Source organism: Sphingobium sp. CFD-2 (assembly GCF_024611135.1).
Classification (GTDB): domain Bacteria; phylum Pseudomonadota; class Alphaproteobacteria; order Sphingomonadales; family Sphingomonadaceae; genus Sphingobium; species Sphingobium fuliginis.
The window spans coordinates 4,023,857-4,040,050 of the sequence record NZ_CP084405.1; the positions used below are offsets into that span (position 1 = coordinate 4,023,857).

A 16,194-nucleotide genomic window follows, 5' to 3' on the forward strand; every position below is an offset into this window, starting at 1 on the left:
CCCGCCTGACTCCGGCCGATGCGCCGGGCAAGCGGGAGCAGGCAAGGCGAGTCCGATATGCGATCAGGCGAGTCAGGCGGGGGCGCTGCCCCCCGGCTGGTCGACGCGCACCACGGGCTGCACCTCAGGATAGGGCATGATCGCCCGCCCGTCCGGCGCGGCGGTGAAGCTGGTCTGCGTCGGATAGGCGAATTCGATCCCCTCCGCGTTGAAGCGCTTCCAGATGGCGAGGCCGACCTTGTGCCGGGACTGGAAATAATCGTGCGTATCGGGGTCGGGCACGTCGAAATTGAGCTGATAGTCGAGCGAACTGGCGCCGAAGCTGACCAGCCCCGCATTGACGAAGATATGCCCCTCTGCCTCCACGATCTCCTTCAGCATGGCGGGGATGGCGTCGGCCTTGTCCTCCGGCGTCTGGTAGATGATGCCGATGGCGAAGGTCACGCGCCGCTGCGCCAGCGTCTGCAGGCTGGTGATCTCCTTCTGGAGGAGGTTGGCGTTGGAGATCACCTTCTTCTCGCCGCTCATCGCGCGCAGATGCGTGCTTTTAAGGCCGATGCGCTCCACCCGGGCGGTGGTCTGGTCATAGGTGATGACCTCGCCCTGCCGGAAGGGTTTGTCGAAGATGATCGACAAGGCGGCGAACAGGTCGGAGAAGATGCCCTGCGCCGCAAGGCCGATGGCGATGCCGCCGATGCCCAGGCCCGCGACGAGGCCGGTGACGTTCACCCCCAGATTGTCCAGCACGACGATCAGCGCGATGGCGAACAGGGCGAAGGTCACGAGCACGCGGATCAGGCCCATGGCGTTGGCCAGGCTCTGGCTCTCGTCCGCCGAGGTGCGCCGTTCCACCAGACCCAATATGATCTCCCGCGCCCAGATGGCGCATTGGAAGACGGCGGCGATGGTGAAGAGGAAGACGACGGTCTTCAGCACCATCTCCGGCGGCCGGGCATAGCTCACCACCAGCCGCGCGGCGACCATCGCCATGAAGAAATGGGTGGTGCGGGCAAAGGCGCGGCCGGCGACGTTGGCAAGGCCCAGAGTGTCGCCGGGATGCCCCTTCAACCGTCCGCCCACGCTGCGCAGCGCCGTCAAAAGGCTGTAGATGGCCACAGCCGCGCCGATGGCGATCAGGATCTGCAGATAGTGGAGCGAGAACCAGTGGACCGTCGACTGCCACATCTCGGCCAGATTAGGCGGGCGGACGTCGATCTGCGGCAGGGTGGCGGTATCTTTCTTGGCGGCCATGAATATCCTTGCGGTTCTGGATGCGGATCAGGCCGCCAGGGGAAGGGCGGTCGAGCCGCCGGCCTCCTCCAGAAAAGCGATCAGTCCGCGTTCGTAACGGGAAAGATAGCGGGTTGCGCGCGGCAGGCGAAGCCCCTGTCGCCATGCATCCTGTCCGTTGCGGCAAAGCTCGATCAGCGCGGGGTGGATATAGCTTTTGCGGCTGATCGCCGGGGTGTTGCCCAGCGCGGCGGCGACCGGCTCGATCATCTGCTTGAGCGACACGCTGCCCGCCGCCAGCGTTTCGAAGGCAATGACGGAGGCGCCCCAGGTGCGGAAATGCTTGGCGGTGAAATCGCCGCCCATGGCTTCGGCTATATAGGCGTTGACGTCGCCCGAGGTGATGGGCCGGGCGACGCCTTCCTCATCCAGATATTGGAACAGATGCTGTCCCGGCAGATCCTGTACGGCGCGAACGAAGCGGACGAGGCGGCGGTCGGTGACGGTCAGCTCATGCTCCCGCCCCGACTTGGCCCGGTAACGCAGGCGCAGCGCCTGTCCGCGCAGGTCGACATGGCGGCGGCGCAGCGTGGTCGCGCCGAAGCTCTTGTTCGCGGCGGCATATTGCTCGTTGCCGACGCGCACCTTCGCCAGGTCGAGCAGGCGCACGACGGCGGCCAGCGTCTTTTCCTTGCGCAGGCCGCGCCTGGACAGGTCGGCTTCGATCCGGGCGCGCAGCCTGGGCAGGGCGCGGCCGAAGGCGGGGCAGCCGGCATATTTCTCCGCCTCCCGCGCGGCGCGGAAATCGAGGTGATAGCGATATTGCTTGCGGCCCTGGTCGTCATAGCCGGTCGCCTGGATATGGCCGTGCGGATGGGGACAGAACCAGCAGTCGCGATAGGCGGGCGGCATGGCGATGGCGTTCAGCCGGTCGATCTCTTCCCGGTCGGTGATGCGCGCGCCGCTGGCGTCGAAATAGGCCCATCCCCTTTTCATGGCCCGGCGCGTGATGCCTGGCAGGCTGTCATTGGCGTGGACGATGGAATCGGGCGGCATGGTTTTTCCTCAACCCGCCGCCAATCGCTTCGTTCCGCGACGGGCTGCCCAGAGGGAACCGGTGGAGGGCGAACGGTCCAATCGCGGCGCTCCGCCCACGATTCGCTGAATGGCGCCAATCGATCCGTCACCCCCTTACCGGCGCGCCTTCCGGCGCCGCCCGCTAAAGCCGCTTGAATCGCATGCCGCCGGACAGTTGCCAGTGCTGCGGATGCCGGCGCATCACCGACAGATGGGCAAGGGTCAGCGTCAGGCACAGGATGGCGGCGGGGATCGCCACCGCCTGCGCCATTGGCGCCAGCAGGGCAACCGCCGTCGCGACGATCGTCCCGCCCAGCGCCATCAGGGTCGCGCCCGGTTCCCCATCCGGGCCGCGCATCCAGAACACGCATCCGCCGACGCCCAGCGCGAAGGCCATGGCGAAACGCGCCGCCTGTGCCGGTTCCGCCAGGCCGCAGCCGATCAGCAGCAGCAGGATCGCGCCCGCCAGACCCAGGCGCGGCATGCGGCCGAGCAGATGGGCGATGACCGGATAGATCAGCAATTCGCCCATGGCGACGGCGATGAGGATTGCGGTGGCGAGCCGGGCCTGCTCCGGTCCCGCGATCAGCGCCACGACCGCCGTCCCGGCCCAGGGCACCAGTCGCAACGGCGCCATGCGGATGTGGCTGATCCACCCCTGCAACCCCGCGCGGGTCTCCCAGCGCCGGTCGGCCAGCCGCAACTGGAAGGCGGCGATGATGAACAGCGCTTCGGCGCCCCATGGCAGCAGCGCCGGCGCAATCAGCGGCGCGGCGAGCACCAGCCCCAGCAGCAGGCCGTGGGCCGCGCCCAATATCTTCAGTTCGCCCTTCATGCGGCGCTCCCTTGCGCGACGGGTGTTGCGGGAAATAACGGCTGGCGCGCGGCCAACTTGCGCTTCCGGGTCAAATAGGTGTCGAGGCCGATCTGCAAGGACAGCATCATGAAGATGAAGGGCTGATAGGCGATGCCCACGAACAGCGATCCCACCATATAGATGACATGGCCCTGTTGCAGGGCTAGCGCGAAGGGCGACACCCAGGCTTCATCGCCTTCCCGGTTCCGGTACATGCGCCGGATCGCCTCCGTCCGGATGAAGCAGACGAGGTGCAGCAGCGCCCAGAGGAAGAAGCCGAAATAGCCCTGCTCGCCCAGCATCTCGAAATAGGCGCTGTGATAGGCGCGGCCATGGTCGGTGACGATGCGCTTTTCCATGCGCGATCCGGCGGCGTCGATCACCCGTTCCTGCATTACATAGGTGAACCTGTTCTGCAGATAATTGTCGAAGCCGCCGCCGCCCGGATGCTCCTTCACATAGTCCAGCGTCCATTTCCACACGGCGAGGCGGGTGGAGGCGCTTTCGTCCTGGCTGTGATTCTCGATGGTCGACATGCGCTGGGTGAAGCTGGCGGGCAGGAAGGGAATCGCCGCCAGCGCCGCCACCGCCATCAACGGGCCGTAGAGGAACCGCCGCTTCGACCGCATCAGCATCAGCCCCGCCAGGATGGCGATGCACACCAGGCCCGTCCGCGCCTCCGTCCCGATCGGCATCAGCAGGCAGGCAAAGCAGAGCGCATAGGCGAACAGCCTGACCCGCCAGTCGGGCGGAAAGACGGTGCCATGCCGGGCCAGCCAGAGGATCAGCGGGATCAGCGAAATGGCGACGGTCGAAATGATGCTGCCTTCATAGAGGCCGCTGTTATTGTCCACCATCAGGTTCAGCACGCCATAGCCGCCGCCCGACAGCGCCGTCTTCATGCCGCCGTTGATGATGATCGTGCTGGCGCAAAGCACCATGAACAGGGCCAAGGCCTCGATCCGCAGGCGCGTGCGCAGCGTGACGGGCAGGAAAATGGCGAACAGCATCGCCTTCCATACCCAGCCCCATTTGGTCGCGGCGTTGATCGGAAAGTCTGCCGTCGCCGTGGTATAGCCGCACCAGACTAACAACAGCAGCAGGATCGCCTGCCGCGCAGACAGTCGGCAATCCTTCTTGTCGTCGACCAATATCCACGATCCCACCGCTGCCACGAAGGCGATGAAGGAGATGGGGACGCTGTTCAGCAGGAAATAGGAGAGGCGCTGGGGCGATACGATGTCGATATAGGCATAGACGGCTATCAGCAGGAACGGTCGTCGCAAGCCTGTAAGGAAGAAGGCGCCAAGGAAGGCAACGAAGAACAGGTCACGCATCGCCGCTCTCCGCCTCCAGGCCGGAGGGGGGATCGCGATCCAGGTCGGGCCGCGACAGCAGGCGCCAAGCCGCCAGCAGAATGACGCCATGGCTGATGAGAAGGGAAAGGGCGTCGATCATCGCGTGCTTGAGCTATCCGTCACTTCCAACATGCTCCTGCGAAGGCAGAAGCCCAGTCCGGACGGCAGGACTTAGGCTCCTGCCTTCGCAGGAGCATGTTGTACTGAAGCCCGAACCCTCCCACCCCTAACCCAACAGAGTTGACGGCCCGTTAAACCTTTTTCGGCAAGACTCGTCGCCATGACACGGATTCTCCATGTGCTGGACCACAGCCTGCCGATGCACAGCGGATACACTTTCCGCACCCGCGCGATCCTGCGGGCGCAATTGGCGAAGGGCTGGGAGGTGCGCGGCATCACCGGTCATCGCCATGCCGCGCCGGGGCCGCTGGAGGAGGTGGTCGACGGCCTGCATTTCCACCGCACGCCCGGCGAATCGACCGGCGGCCATCCGCTGCTGCGCGAATGGCGCGACATTTCCGCCCATGCCGACGCCATCGATATGCTGGTGCGCCAGTGGCGGCCCGACATCATCCACGCCCATTCGCCGGTGCTGAACGCGATCGCCGCGCAGAAGGTGGCGAAGCGTCACGCTATCCCCATGATCTACGAGATCCGCGCTTTCTGGGAGGATGCGGCGGTCGGCAACGGCACCGGGACGGAGGGCAGTCCGCGCTACTGGCTGACACGGCAACTGGAAACCCATGCCGTCCGCGCCGCCGATGCGGTTGCCGTGATCTGCGAAGGCCTGCGCGGCGATCTGGTGGCGCGGGGAATCGACGCGGCCAAGATCATCGTCTCGCCCAACGGCGTCGACATGGACCAGTTCGGCACGCCCGTTCCCCGCGACCCCGCGCTGACCGCGAAACTGGAGCTGGAGGGCGCCGACGTCGTCGGCTTCATCGGCAGCTTCTACGATTATGAGGGGCTGGACGACCTGATCGCCGCCCTGCCGAAACTCGTGCGCGCCCGCCCGAAGGCGAAGCTGCTGCTGGTCGGCGGCGGCCCGTGCGAGCAGGCGTTGCGCGACCGGGCCATGGCCTCGCCCTTTGCCGACCATATCGTCTTCGTCGGTCGCGTGCCGCACGATCAGGTCGAGGATTATTATGCGCAGGTCGACATCCTCGCCTATCCGCGCAAGTCGATGCGCCTCACCGATCTGGTGACGCCGTTGAAGCCGCTGGAGGCGATGGCGCAGGGCCGGCTGGTCGCCGCGTCAAGCGTCGGCGGCCATCGCGAACTGATCGAACATGGCGTCACCGGCACGCTGTTCGCGCCTGACGATCCGCCCGCCCTTGCCGCCGCGCTGGCGGGGATGTTCGCGGATCGCGGCTTCTGGGAAGAGCGGCGCGCGGCGGCGCGCGCCTTTGTGGAGCGGGAGCGTAACTGGTCGTCAAACATTCTTCGCTACGAACCCGTCTATCGGCAATTGCTGGCGCGCCCTCAAGGGGCGCGGGCGGCGGCGTGAGAAGAATGCGTGGGCTGCTGAAGGCGCTTTCGGGCGCGCTCGGGGCCGGGCTGCTCCTCTTCTCGCTGCCCACAGGGCTGGTCGAAACGGTCGTGGCGTCGAGTGGCCTTAGCGAAGCCATCCCGGCCGCCGCGCCGCCGCTGGGGCTGAAGGCCCGTCTGCTGCTGGCGGGTTTCGGCGCGGCGATGGTCCTGGGCCTGATCTGGGCGGGACAAAGAGAAAAGCGCGTCGCTCTGCTGACGCATGACAAGCAAGGGCGCGGGAACGGCGCCGCAGGAGTGAGTGAAATGGGTTTTGCATTGTCGAAGCTGAACTGGCTGTCGCGTGACCGGAGCAGGTCGGGTCCGGCGCTGCGCCGTGCCGACGCCCATCCCGATGCCCCCGCGCGTCCGCCGATCTTCGCCAGCCGCGACTTTGGCGGCCTCGACATTTTCGCCCGCACCGCGCCCGGACGCGAAGATGGGGAGGCGGAAGCCGCTGTCGAGGCGCCCATCACCGCGCCGGGCAGCCTTTCCCTTCCCGGCATGCCGGACAAGATGACGGAGGAAACGGCCTTCGCACGCCTGCAGCGCGCGTTTTCGCCGGAGACTGTCGATGCCGACCCTCAGGAGATCGCGCAGCCGGCGCAGCCCGAGACCGCTCCCGCGCCTGCGCCCATCGCGCATCTTTCATTGGCGGAGCTGACCCAAAGGCTGGAACAGGGTCTTGCCCAGCGCAAGCGCATGGGCCGGCCCGCCTCCGTTCTGGCCGACATGCCGGTCGAAGCCGCCGTGCCCGTGCGCGATAAGGTCGAGCAGGGCGTCGATGAGGCCCTGCGCGCCGCTCTGGGGACTTTGCGGACCATGGCCGGCCGCGCCCGCTGAACCGGCAGGCGAGAGCGCGCTGACGGGCGCTCTCCCTTGATGGCTCTCACCAGTCCTCTATGGTGAGCGCCGACAATTCGACCCACTCGCCGGCCGGCACCGGACGGCGGCAGTCGATGCTGATGTCCGCGACGAAATGGCCGGACAGGCTCCATTCCGCTTCCTCGATTCCCTGGACAAAGGCTGCACGCCGCTCGGCCGCATCGGGCCCGGAGAGGGTCAGCGCGACGACATGGCGCCGCCCCTGGAACAGCGCGCTCGCCCAGGGACGGCTGACGGCGCGTTCCACCATGACGGTTCCACCCGCCCGCGCGATCAGTTGCGACAGCAGACGGGGCAGGGGGTCGCGCGCTTTCGCCGCACCTTCATTTTGGAGCAGATTCCGGATGGGAGCGTTCACGTGGATGCTTGTCATTCGCCCATGCTCCTGCGATATGTGTTCATGAAATGTTCTACTCGCCTCTTCATTCTCATGCCGGGTTCGCGGCCCCTGCGCAGGTCGAAGACCAGCCGGGGATCGCGCACGCTCTCGCGGCCGAACCGGGTCGCGGGAATGCCGTTTTCCCGCAGAAATTTTTCGACCTCTCGCAACAGCATAGTCCCGCTTCTCCTCTGTCGATTCGATCCGCCTGCGCGAATCCCTCAGGTGATTTTCATGTTGCCTAATTTCCTACTTGTCTAGGAAAATTCCTATCAGTAATGGATGAGATATGGTCGGTATTGGAGAAGATCCGCGCGTGGTGCTGGAGCGGCTGATTGCCGAGCGGGGCGACAGCTATTCCGATCTTTCGCGCCTGCTGAACCGCAATCCCGCCTATATCCAGCAGTTCATAAAAAGGGGCACGCCGCGGAAGCTGGATGAGGAGGACCGGCGCATATTGGCCCGCTATTTCGGCGTGGCGGAGGAAATGCTGGGCGGGTCGGTCCCGCGCGGAACCCCGCCGGTCAGGGTGCGGTCGTTGCCTTCGGTGGTCAGCGTGCCGCGGCTTTCGCTGGGCGCTTCGGCTGGGCCGGGTTCGCTGGACGAGGATGAGCGGGCGGCCGGCCTGATGGCCTTCGACGCCAACTGGCTTCGTCATCTGGGCGTTCGGCCGCAGAAAATATCGATCATCCGCGTCGATGGCGAATCCATGGCTCCCACGCTCAGCGATGGCGATGAGATCATGGTCAATCATGACGACGATGCGGGGCGGCTGCGCGACGGCGTCTATGTGCTGCGGCTCGACGGGGTGCTCATGGTGAAGCGCGTGGCCATGGGGCCGCGCAGGGGTTTTTTCTCCGTGCTCAGCGACAATCCCCATTATCCCGACTGGATCGACATCGATCCGGCGCTGGTCGTGATCGTGGGCCGGGTGGTATGGACAGGAAGACGGCTGGTTTAGGGCGGGTTTCGATGTGATTGAATCAGATCGCCGCTATAATCTCTTTATTGTCCGCGATTTCTTGACCAGCGATCGGTTCGATTGCTGGAAATCGCTCTGGGAGGCAGGCTTTTGAACGACAATGGCGCGGTCATCCGCAAGGCCACCGAATGGCGTGGGGCGCGGCTGGCGCTGGCGACGGTGGTGTCGACCTGGGGCTCCGCGCCCCGACCGCGCGGCAGCCATATGATCGTGCATGAGGACGGCCGGTTCGAAGGCAGCATATCCGGCGGATGCGTCGAGACCGACGTGCTCCAGCGCGCGGCGGAGGTGATCGGGGGGCGGCCGGCTAATCTGGAAACCTATGGCGTGGCCGATGGCGACGCCTGGGCGGTCGGCCTGCCTTGTGGCGGGGAAATCAGCGTGCTGGTCCAGCCGGTCAGCCCGGAAGGCTTCGACCCCGCATTGTTCGAGCGGATCGCGGCGGAAAGCGAGAAGGGCAGGGCGCTCACCCTGTCGACGGATCTTGCGACCGGCCTCACGCGGGAAGGGGCGGGGGAGGGGCAGTTTCACAACCGCTACGATCCGCCCCGCAGATTGCTGATCGTCGGTGCTGTGCAGATCGCCCAGTCGCTTAGCGCACTGGCGCGGGCAATCGGCGTCACTCCCGTCGTCATCGATCCCCGCGGCCGTTTCCTGACGGAGGAGCGCTTCCCTGGCGTCGAACTGGACGACCGCTGGCCGGACGAAGCGGTTGCGGCCCGTTTTCCCGGCGGATCCACCGCGGTCGTGACGCTCAGCCACGACATCAAGATCGATGATCCCGCCCTGGCGGCGGCGCTGCGTGGGCCGACGGGCTACATCGCCGCGCTGGGATCGCGCAAAAGCCATGCGGCGCGGTTGGAACGGCTGGCTGCTCTGGGCTTTTCGGCGGAAGAACTTGCGCGCATAGACGGCCCCGCCGGCCTCGACATAGGGGCGATAGGCGCGGCGGAAATCGCCCTCTCCATCGCAGCCGGCATGGTCGCGGGCTTCAACGCCAAGCGCTAAGCCAAGCCTCCCCATCAACGAAGGGGAGGACGGCCAGCCCTAGAGCCACTCGACATTCAGCCCTGACGGCCTGCAAATGACGCTTTTCCGCGCCTCCGGTGCTCACCTACTTTGAGTAGGCTGCGCTCCGGGTCACGGAAAACCATCATTTTCGGCTCGTCATCATCTGAATGTCGAGTGGCTCTAGCAGCACTTCCCCCCATTTCTGCCCCCATAACGCGCCTCCTGCCGCTCCCGGAAGAAGACTGTCCGGTCCATCGGCGCACGCTCGGGATGATGCGCCCGCATATGGCGCAGATAGGCCTCATAATCCGGCACCCCGACCATCATATGCGCCATCTGCCGCAGCCGGTGGAGGAAGATGCTCATTCCGCCGGGACCAGTTGCGCCGGAATTTCCCGTGCGGTCGGCGCCGCCACCTTCCGCGCGGCGAGGCAGGTGCGGATGGTGAACAGCAGCACCGCCAACACCACGAACAGGAAGACCGCGACCAGCGCCGCGTCGATCCGGTCGTTGAAGATGATCTGCCGCATCTCCGCCATCGACTTGGCCGGGGCCAGCACCTCGCCATCGCCTGCCGCGGCGCTGAACCGGGCGGCATGCGCCAGGAAACCGACCTTCGCATCGGCCGAAAACAGCTTGAGGAAGCCCGCCGACAGGGTGCAGATCAGCAGCCAGGCGGTCGGGATCAGCGTCACCCAGGCGAAGCGGTCCCGCTTCATCCGGAACAGCACCGCCGTTCCCAGCATCAGTGCGATGGCCGCCAGCATCTGGTTGGAAATGCCGAACACCGGCCAGAGCGTGTTCACCCCGCCCAGCGGATCGGTCACGCCCTGATAGAGGAAGAAGCCCCAGGCCGCGACGGTCAGCGCCGTTGCGACGACCCCGGGAGCCATGCTCTTGCTGTCCTTGAAGGCGGGCACCGCCAGCGCGATCAGATCCTGCAACATGAAGCGTCCGGCGCGCGTCCCCGCATCCACGGCTGTCAGGATGAACAATGCCTCGAACAGGATCGCGAAATGATACCAGAAGGCCTTCATCGCCGGCCCGCCCATGATATGGGAGAATATCTCCGCCATCGCCACCGCCAGCGTCGGCGCCCCACCCGCGCGGGAGATGATGCTGTGCTCGCCCACATCCTTCGCGGTCTGCAGGATCAGATCGGGCGAGATGGGGAAGCCCATGGCCGTCACCGCCGCCGCCGCGCTGCCCGCGTCCTTGCCGATCACCGCCGCAGGGCTGTTCATCGTGAAATAGATGCCCGGATCGAGGATCGACGCGCCCACCAGCGCCATGATCGCCACGAACGCCTCCATCAGCATCGCGCCATAGCCGATCATCGGCGCATGGGCTTCGCTGGCGATCAGCTTGGGCGTGGTGCCGCTGGCGATCAGGGCATGGAAGCCCGAAACCGCCCCGCAGGCGATGGTGATGAACAGGAAGGGGAACAATCCGCCCGACCAGACCGGCCCGTTGCCGTTCACGAACTGGGTCACGGCATGCATTTTGAGCGGCGGCGCCATGATGACGATGCCGATCGCCAGCGCCGCGATCGCCCCGATCTTGAGGAAGGTCGACAGATAATCGCGCGGCGCCAGCAACAGCCAAACCGGCAATACCGACGCTACCGCGCCATAGCCGATCAAGATCCAGCAAAGCTGCACCGGCGTGAAGGTGAAGGCCGGCCCCCAGACCGGCGAAGCGGCGATGTTCTGCCCATAGACGATGGCGGCGAGCAGCCCGACCAGTCCCAGCAGCGACACTTCACCGATGCGCCCCGGCCTGATCCAGCGCGTATAGGCGCCCATGGCCATCGCCAGCGGCACCGTCGCCGCCACGGTGAACATGCCCCAGGGGCTTTCCGCCAGCGCCTTCACCACGATCAGCGCCAGCACGGCGAGGATGATGACCATGATCATGAAGGCGCCGAACAGCGCGATGGTCCCGGCAACCTGCCCCATTTCCATGCGGATCAGCTCGCCCAGCGACTTGCCGTCGCGGCGCATGGAGATGAAGAGGACCATGAAGTCCTGCACCGCGCCCGCCAGCACCACGCCCGCAATGATCCAGAGCGTTCCGGGCAGATAGCCCATCTGCGCCGCCAGCACCGGTCCCACCAGCGGGCCCGCGCCCGCAATGGCGGCGAAATGATGCCCGAACAGCACCGTCCGGTCGGTCGCCACATAGTCGAGGCCATCGGCCCGCCGGATCGCGGGCGTGGGCCGCGACGGGTCCAGCCGCATCACATTTCGCGCGATGTAGAGCCCATAATAGCGATAGGCGACGAGGAAGCTGCTGACCGCCGCCACCACGATCCACAGCGCATTGACCGCCTCGCCGCGGGATACAGCCACCACCGACAGCGCCACCGCGCCCATAATCGCTATCATTATCCAGGGAATATGCCGGGTCATCGCTCTCTGATCGCTTGTTCGTTGGAAAGTGCGCACAGTAGAGCCGCAATCTTCAAAGACAATCATCTTGTCCGGAAACCAGACTGCGTGCCCGCTGCCGTTTGAACGGCCAGTCCGTTGCTCCGCCTGCCCAGAGCGCCCACCATATGATCACCGGCTGCGCAGCCAGGCGCGGCCCGTGATACCACCAGCTCAGATGCACGCCGCCAAACGGAATGTCGTTCAGGGCATGGTGGAAATTGGCTGGCCACACGCACAGGGCGTAGAGCGCGAGAGCCATGCCTGCCGCCCTGCGCAGCGGCGTCAGCATCAGGCCGATGGCGCCGGCGATCTCGGCCACGCCGGTCAGCGCGATCGTCATATGGGGTGCGGGAACCCAGTCAGGCGTGATCGCGACGAAGCCGCCGGGCCGGGTCAGGTGCAGGGTTCCGGCCAGGCCAAAAGCCAAGGCCAGGACCATTTGCGCGACCCGTCTCCCTCTGCCGTGCGGCCTCGCGCCGTCGCGAATCATCCAAGCTCCAGTTCAGCCTCATTCTCGCCGTCCCAGACATGGGCGCGCTGCGCATGGACCTTTATCATGACAAGGCCGGGCGTGTCCGGCCCTTCCTCGAACCAGTCCTGCAACTGGCTGTTCCAATGCGCGCGGAACGCATCGCGATCGCGGATCAGGTCGGCGCGGCCCTCCACGGCGATGAACAGCGGGTTCTGCTTGAGCAACCCGGTACGCCCCTGAAAGGACAGGCCGACGCGCGGATCGCGTTCGATGTCCTTCACCATCAGCGTGTCTTCAGTGGTGAAATAAAAGCTGTCGCCGCCATAGGCGACATCCTGGTTGTTGCTCATCGGCCTTGCGCCGATCTGGCCGCCGTCGGCATGGGTCGACAGCATCGCGAAATCGATGTCCTTCATCTTCTCCGCCAGACTGTCGAGCGTCAATTGCATCATCGTCACTCTCCTTGTCCCCTATCGCGCAAACGCATGAAATCAGGGGCGGCTCCACCGGATTCGCCTTGGGAAAGAAAAGAACATATCATGAACATGATCGACCGATTCGCATGGAGCGAAATGTCATGGAAAACCAGCCCGGCAAGACCCTCTTCCGCCTGTTCTTCGCCCTGAAGCCCACATTGCTGATCGCCCGCCAGACGGATCATTTCGCGGAGGCCATCGCCGGCGGCGCCCGGCGCATCGCCGTGGATCACCAGCATGTGACGCTGGCGATCACCTGCGATTATGTCGAATATCCCTATGCGGTGATCAAGGCGCTGATGCGCGCCGGGACAGGCGTGATGGCGGAACCGTTCGACCTGCGGCTGGACCGGCTCAGCATCGGCAACCGGTACGCCGCCCTGCGTCCGTCCCATAGCGTGCCGTTGCTCGGCACGCTTCAGAAGCAGATCGCGGCGGGCATGAAAGGCGCGGGGGTGATGCTGCGTCCCGGCTGGAGCTTCAGCCCGCACCAGACGCTGTTCTACCGCGACGGCCTGCCGGAACAGCGTCGGGTCGATGGCTTTGGCTGGCATGTCGACCGGTTCATGCTGATATGCAGCCATGTCGGGCGCACGCATCATGAGACCCTGGCCACCTGGACTCTGAAAGGAAGTGGGCAGTACAGCCTTTTCTAACCGCTTCGGCTCCCGCGAGGAAAGCCTGCCGGGGATCAGCCGGAACTTGCGTCCTGGCCGATGATCCGGGGCGCCCGCACATAGCCGAAGTCGCCCGTGCCCGACCAGGACCGCCCGTCAGGATAGCGCAGTTCGATTCCCGCCAGATCGCGTTCGTCGGCCAGGCGCATGTTGACGCCCATCATGCCGTTTCCGAACCGGGATACCGCGCTGGCGGATAGGGTGAAATGGGTGGTCGATCCGCATCGACCGCAAAACTGGACCTCCGCTGCCGGATCGTCCTTGTCCTCCCGGCAATAGCTTTGCGTGGCGCCCTCGACACGCACTTCGCGGGGGTCGAGATAGGCCCAGTGCGCGCCCGTTTTGCTGCACAGCGTGCAGTTGCATGCATTGATGAACGCCGGGCGTTTCTCGATCGTCAGGCCGATCCGACCGCAGAGGCAGGTGATCCTCACCATTGGCCGGGCCTCACCCTTGGGTCACGCTTTCCAGCACGGCGGCGCGCAATTCTGGAAGTCCCATGCCCTTTTCGCTCGACGTCGCGATGATGTCCGGATGCGCGGCGGGCCGTTTGCGGATCGCCTCGGCCACGGCCTCGTGGACCTCCGCAAGATGGCTGGCCTTCACCTTGTCCGCCTTGGTCAGGACGATGCGATAGCTGACCGCCGCAGCGTCCAGCATGTCGAGGATGTCGGTATCGACATCCTTGATGCCGTGGCGGCTGTCGATCAGCACCAGCGTGCGCTTCAGCTTCGCCCGCCCGCGCAGATAGTCGTTCACCAGGAACCGCCATTTGCGCACCATGTCCTTGGGCGCGCGGGCGTAGCCATAGCCCGGCATGTCGACCAGCCGGAAGCGCAACGGATCGCCCACGTCGAAGAAATTCAGCTCCTGCGTCCGTCCCGGCGTATTGGACGTGCGGGCAAGGCCGTTGCGGTTCGTCAGCGCATTCAGCAACGATGATTTGCCGACATTGGACCGGCCCGCAAATGCCACCTCGTTCACCGCCATGTCGGGCAGGAATTTGAGGTCGGGCGCGGATTTGAGGAAGGCGATGGGGCCGGCAAAGACCTTGCGCGCTTCCTCGATCAATTCAGCCTGTTCCTGTTCGGTCAACGCCCCGGCCTTATTTCGCGGTCGCGGCGCTGAGTTGCGGGTGGCGCTTGTAGAGCCACCATTGCTGCAACATCGACAGGCAGTTGTTGGTGATCCAGTAGACCAGCAGGCCCGCCGCGAAGGGCGCCATGATGAACATCATCATCCACGGCATGATCGCGAACACCTGCTGCTGCATCGGGTCCATCTGCGCCGGGTTCAGCTTGAACTGGAAGTACATGCTGATGCCCAGCAGCAGCGCCAGCACGCCGATCCCCAGGAAGGCGGGCGGGGTGAAGGGCAACAGGCCGAACAGGTTGACGATGTGCAGCGGATCGGGCGCGCTCAGATCCTTGATCCACAGCACGAAGGGCTGGTGGCGCATTTCGATGGTGAGCTGCAACACCTTGTACAGCGCGAAGAAGATCGGGATCTGGATGAAGATCGGCAGGCAGCCCGCGAGCGGATTCACCTTCTCGCGCTTGTAGAGCTCCATCATCTCCTGCTGGAGCTTGGGCTTGTCGTCCTTATATTTCTCCTGCAGCGCCTTCATCTTGGGCTGCACCGCGCGCATCGCCGCCATGCTGGCGAACTGGCGCTGGGCGACGGGGAACATCAGGCCGCGCACCACGAAGGTCAGGCAGATGATCGCCACGCCGAAATTGCCGATATGCTCGAACAGCCAGTGGAGCAGGGCGAAGATCGGCTTTTCGAACCAGTAGAACCAGCCCCAGTCGATCGCCCGGTCGAACAGCGGAACGCCGGCGTCCTGATAGGCTTCCAGCGTCTTCACCTCCTTGGCGCCGACGAACAGCCGGTTGGTCTGCGTCACTGCTTTGCCCGGCGCGACCATGATGGGGGCCAGCGACACGTCGGTCTGGAACTGCGTGCCGGCACCTTTACGCATCTGGCCGGTGAAGGCGGCCTTCTGGTCGGGAATCAGGGCGGAGAGCCAATATTTGTCGGTGAAGCCGATCCAGCCGCCGGTCGACTGGAAGCTCTGCGTCGCCGGACCCTTTTCCAGATCCTTGTAGTTCACGTCATAATTGGCCGCGCCGTTGAACACCCCCATCGGGCCGACATGGATCGTCCAGGTGTCGGGATCGGCCGAGGGAGTCGCCCGGCTGACATAGCCGTAGCTCTTGACGCCCACCGCGCCGGCGCCGCTGTTCGACACCTTCTGCTGCGCGGTGATCATGTAATTTTCGTCGATGGAATAGCGGATCTCGAAGGTCTGGCCCGCGCCATTGTTCCAGGTCAGCGTGACCGGGCTGGACGGGGTCAGTTCCTTGGCCGACGCCGTCCACAGCGTGCTGCCGTCCGGGGTCTTCACCCCTTCGCCCTGCCAGCCGAAGCCGGCGAAATAGGCGTGCCGGGTGCCGCTGGGGCTGTAGAGGCGAATGGCCGGCGACGCCTTGGCGATCGTTTCCTTGTAGGTCGGCAGCACGATGTCGTCGATGCGCGCGCCCTTCAGGTTGATCGATCCGGTGATCTTGGGCGTGCGGATGGGCACGCGCGGGCTGTCCTTCAGCGCCAGCGCCAGGTCGCGGACCGCAGCGGACCCTTCCGCCGCGGGGGCGGCGCCGGACGGGGTGAGCGGCGTGGTCTTGCCGCCCTCGATCTTCGTGGCCGGCGGATTGGCGGCGGGGAAGAAATATTTGGCGACATAGGGCCAGCCGAACAGGATCGCCGCGGTCAGCAGCACCGCCAGGATGATATTCTTCTTGTCGTCCACGCTTGTCGGCTCCGCCGTATCTC

The 16,194-nt window shown here is 65.3% G+C and carries 19 protein-coding genes; 5 read left to right on the top strand and 14 right to left on the bottom strand.

Annotated features, from left to right (window positions below; all coding sequences use genetic code 11):
- Positions 1–72 precede the first annotated feature (72 nt).
- The 5 genes from LDB29_RS19890 to LDB29_RS19910 form a co-directional block, all read right to left on the bottom strand.
- Positions 73–1,251: a mechanosensitive ion channel family protein gene (locus tag LDB29_RS19890; protein ID WP_025549304.1), complete on the bottom strand. Its 1,179-nt coding sequence runs from the start codon at positions 1,249–1,251 to the stop codon at positions 73–75.
- A gap of 27 nt (positions 1,252–1,278) precedes the next feature.
- A complete protein-coding gene (locus tag LDB29_RS19895; protein WP_257555548.1) occupies positions 1,279–2,286 on the bottom strand; it encodes a DNA topoisomerase IB in 1,008 nt (335 codons plus the stop codon).
- A gap of 163 nt (positions 2,287–2,449) precedes the next feature.
- Positions 2,450–3,142: a hypothetical protein gene (locus LDB29_RS19900; RefSeq protein WP_025549301.1), complete on the bottom strand. Its 693-nt coding sequence runs from the start codon at positions 3,140–3,142 to the stop codon at positions 2,450–2,452.
- Entirely contained in the window at positions 3,139–4,500 is a 1,362-nt protein-coding gene (locus tag LDB29_RS19905; protein WP_099185193.1) for a putative O-glycosylation ligase, exosortase A system-associated, read from the bottom strand. The genes LDB29_RS19900 and LDB29_RS19905 overlap by 4 nt, the downstream gene beginning before the upstream one ends.
- A complete protein-coding gene (locus LDB29_RS19910; RefSeq protein WP_255308758.1) occupies positions 4,493–4,621 on the bottom strand; it encodes a hypothetical protein in 129 nt (42 codons plus the stop codon). The genes LDB29_RS19905 and LDB29_RS19910 overlap by 8 nt, the downstream gene beginning before the upstream one ends.
- Positions 4,622–4,801: 180 nt before the next feature.
- Here LDB29_RS19910 and LDB29_RS19915 point away from each other — a divergent pair, with 180 nt between their 5' ends.
- Both LDB29_RS19915 and LDB29_RS19920 read left to right on the top strand, forming a co-directional pair.
- Positions 4,802–6,028 (top strand): TIGR04063 family PEP-CTERM/XrtA system glycosyltransferase, encoded by a 1,227-nt coding sequence (locus LDB29_RS19915; protein ID WP_037482606.1) that lies wholly within the window; start codon positions 4,802–4,804, stop codon positions 6,026–6,028.
- A gap of 5 nt (positions 6,029–6,033) precedes the next feature.
- Entirely contained in the window at positions 6,034–6,891 is an 858-nt protein-coding gene (locus LDB29_RS19920; protein WP_037482604.1) for a hypothetical protein, read from the top strand.
- 46 nt (positions 6,892–6,937) lie between these two features.
- Here LDB29_RS19920 and LDB29_RS19925 read toward each other — a convergent pair whose 3' ends face one another.
- Entirely contained in the window at positions 6,938–7,306 is a 369-nt protein-coding gene (locus LDB29_RS19925; RefSeq protein WP_025549300.1) for a hypothetical protein, read from the bottom strand.
- A complete protein-coding gene (locus LDB29_RS19930) occupies positions 7,303–7,488 on the bottom strand; it encodes a hypothetical protein (protein ID WP_025549299.1) in 186 nt (61 codons plus the stop codon). Before LDB29_RS19930 ends, LDB29_RS19925 begins: the two co-directional genes overlap by 4 nt.
- Positions 7,489–7,601: 113 nt before the next feature.
- Between LDB29_RS19930 and LDB29_RS19935 the strand changes: the two genes are divergently transcribed.
- Together LDB29_RS19935 and LDB29_RS19940 are read left to right on the top strand one after the other, a co-directional pair.
- On the top strand, positions 7,602–8,273 hold the full coding sequence (locus LDB29_RS19935; protein ID WP_025549298.1) for a S24 family peptidase: 672 nt from the start codon (positions 7,602–7,604) through the stop codon (positions 8,271–8,273).
- Positions 8,274–8,384: 111 nt separating this feature from the next.
- Positions 8,385–9,302 carry an XdhC family protein gene (locus tag LDB29_RS19940; protein ID WP_025549297.1) on the top strand — a complete coding sequence of 306 codons (918 nt, stop codon included), beginning with the start codon at positions 8,385–8,387 and terminating at the stop codon, positions 9,300–9,302.
- 183 nt (positions 9,303–9,485) lie between these two features.
- On the opposite strand, the gene LDB29_RS19945 is transcribed toward LDB29_RS19940, so the two are convergent.
- Genes LDB29_RS19945 through LDB29_RS19960 form a run of 4 tightly spaced genes read right to left on the bottom strand, consistent with a single transcriptional unit; the run spans position 9,486 to position 12,658 of the window.
- Entirely contained in the window at positions 9,486–9,671 is a 186-nt protein-coding gene (locus LDB29_RS19945) for a YbdD/YjiX family protein (protein ID WP_025551816.1), read from the bottom strand.
- Positions 9,668–11,716, bottom strand: coding sequence for a carbon starvation CstA family protein (locus tag LDB29_RS19950; RefSeq protein WP_025551814.1), 2,049 nt, complete (start codon positions 11,714–11,716; stop codon positions 9,668–9,670). The genes LDB29_RS19945 and LDB29_RS19950 overlap by 4 nt, the downstream gene beginning before the upstream one ends.
- A 52-nt stretch (positions 11,717–11,768) precedes the next feature.
- Entirely contained in the window at positions 11,769–12,176 is a 408-nt protein-coding gene (locus LDB29_RS19955) for a DoxX family protein (protein ID WP_025551812.1), read from the bottom strand.
- A 47-nt stretch (positions 12,177–12,223) separates the two neighbouring features.
- Complete coding sequence (locus LDB29_RS19960) at positions 12,224–12,658, bottom strand: pyridoxamine 5'-phosphate oxidase family protein (protein ID WP_373278268.1); 435 nt, start codon at positions 12,656–12,658, stop codon at positions 12,224–12,226.
- Positions 12,659–12,786: 128 nt separating this feature from the next.
- On the opposite strand from LDB29_RS19960, the gene LDB29_RS19965 reads away from it, so the two are divergent.
- Positions 12,787–13,341, top strand: coding sequence for a 2'-5' RNA ligase family protein (locus LDB29_RS19965; protein ID WP_257555555.1), 555 nt, complete (start codon positions 12,787–12,789; stop codon positions 13,339–13,341).
- Positions 13,342–13,376: 35 nt separating this feature from the next.
- Here LDB29_RS19965 and LDB29_RS19970 read toward each other — a convergent pair whose 3' ends face one another.
- From LDB29_RS19970 to yidC, 3 genes are read right to left on the bottom strand one after another with little or no spacing between them, the layout of a single operon-like run.
- A complete protein-coding gene (locus LDB29_RS19970; RefSeq protein ID WP_025551806.1) occupies positions 13,377–13,799 on the bottom strand; it encodes a GFA family protein in 423 nt (140 codons plus the stop codon).
- Between the two features lie 10 nt (positions 13,800–13,809).
- Entirely contained in the window at positions 13,810–14,457 is a 648-nt protein-coding gene (gene yihA / locus LDB29_RS19975) for a ribosome biogenesis GTP-binding protein YihA/YsxC (protein WP_025551804.1), read from the bottom strand.
- A gap of 10 nt (positions 14,458–14,467) precedes the next feature.
- The gene (yidC, locus tag LDB29_RS19980) at positions 14,468–16,171 is read right to left on the bottom strand and encodes a membrane protein insertase YidC (protein ID WP_044661518.1); all 1,704 of its coding nucleotides are present in this window, start codon (positions 16,169–16,171) and stop codon (positions 14,468–14,470) included.
- Positions 16,172–16,194: the final 23 nt, after the last annotated feature.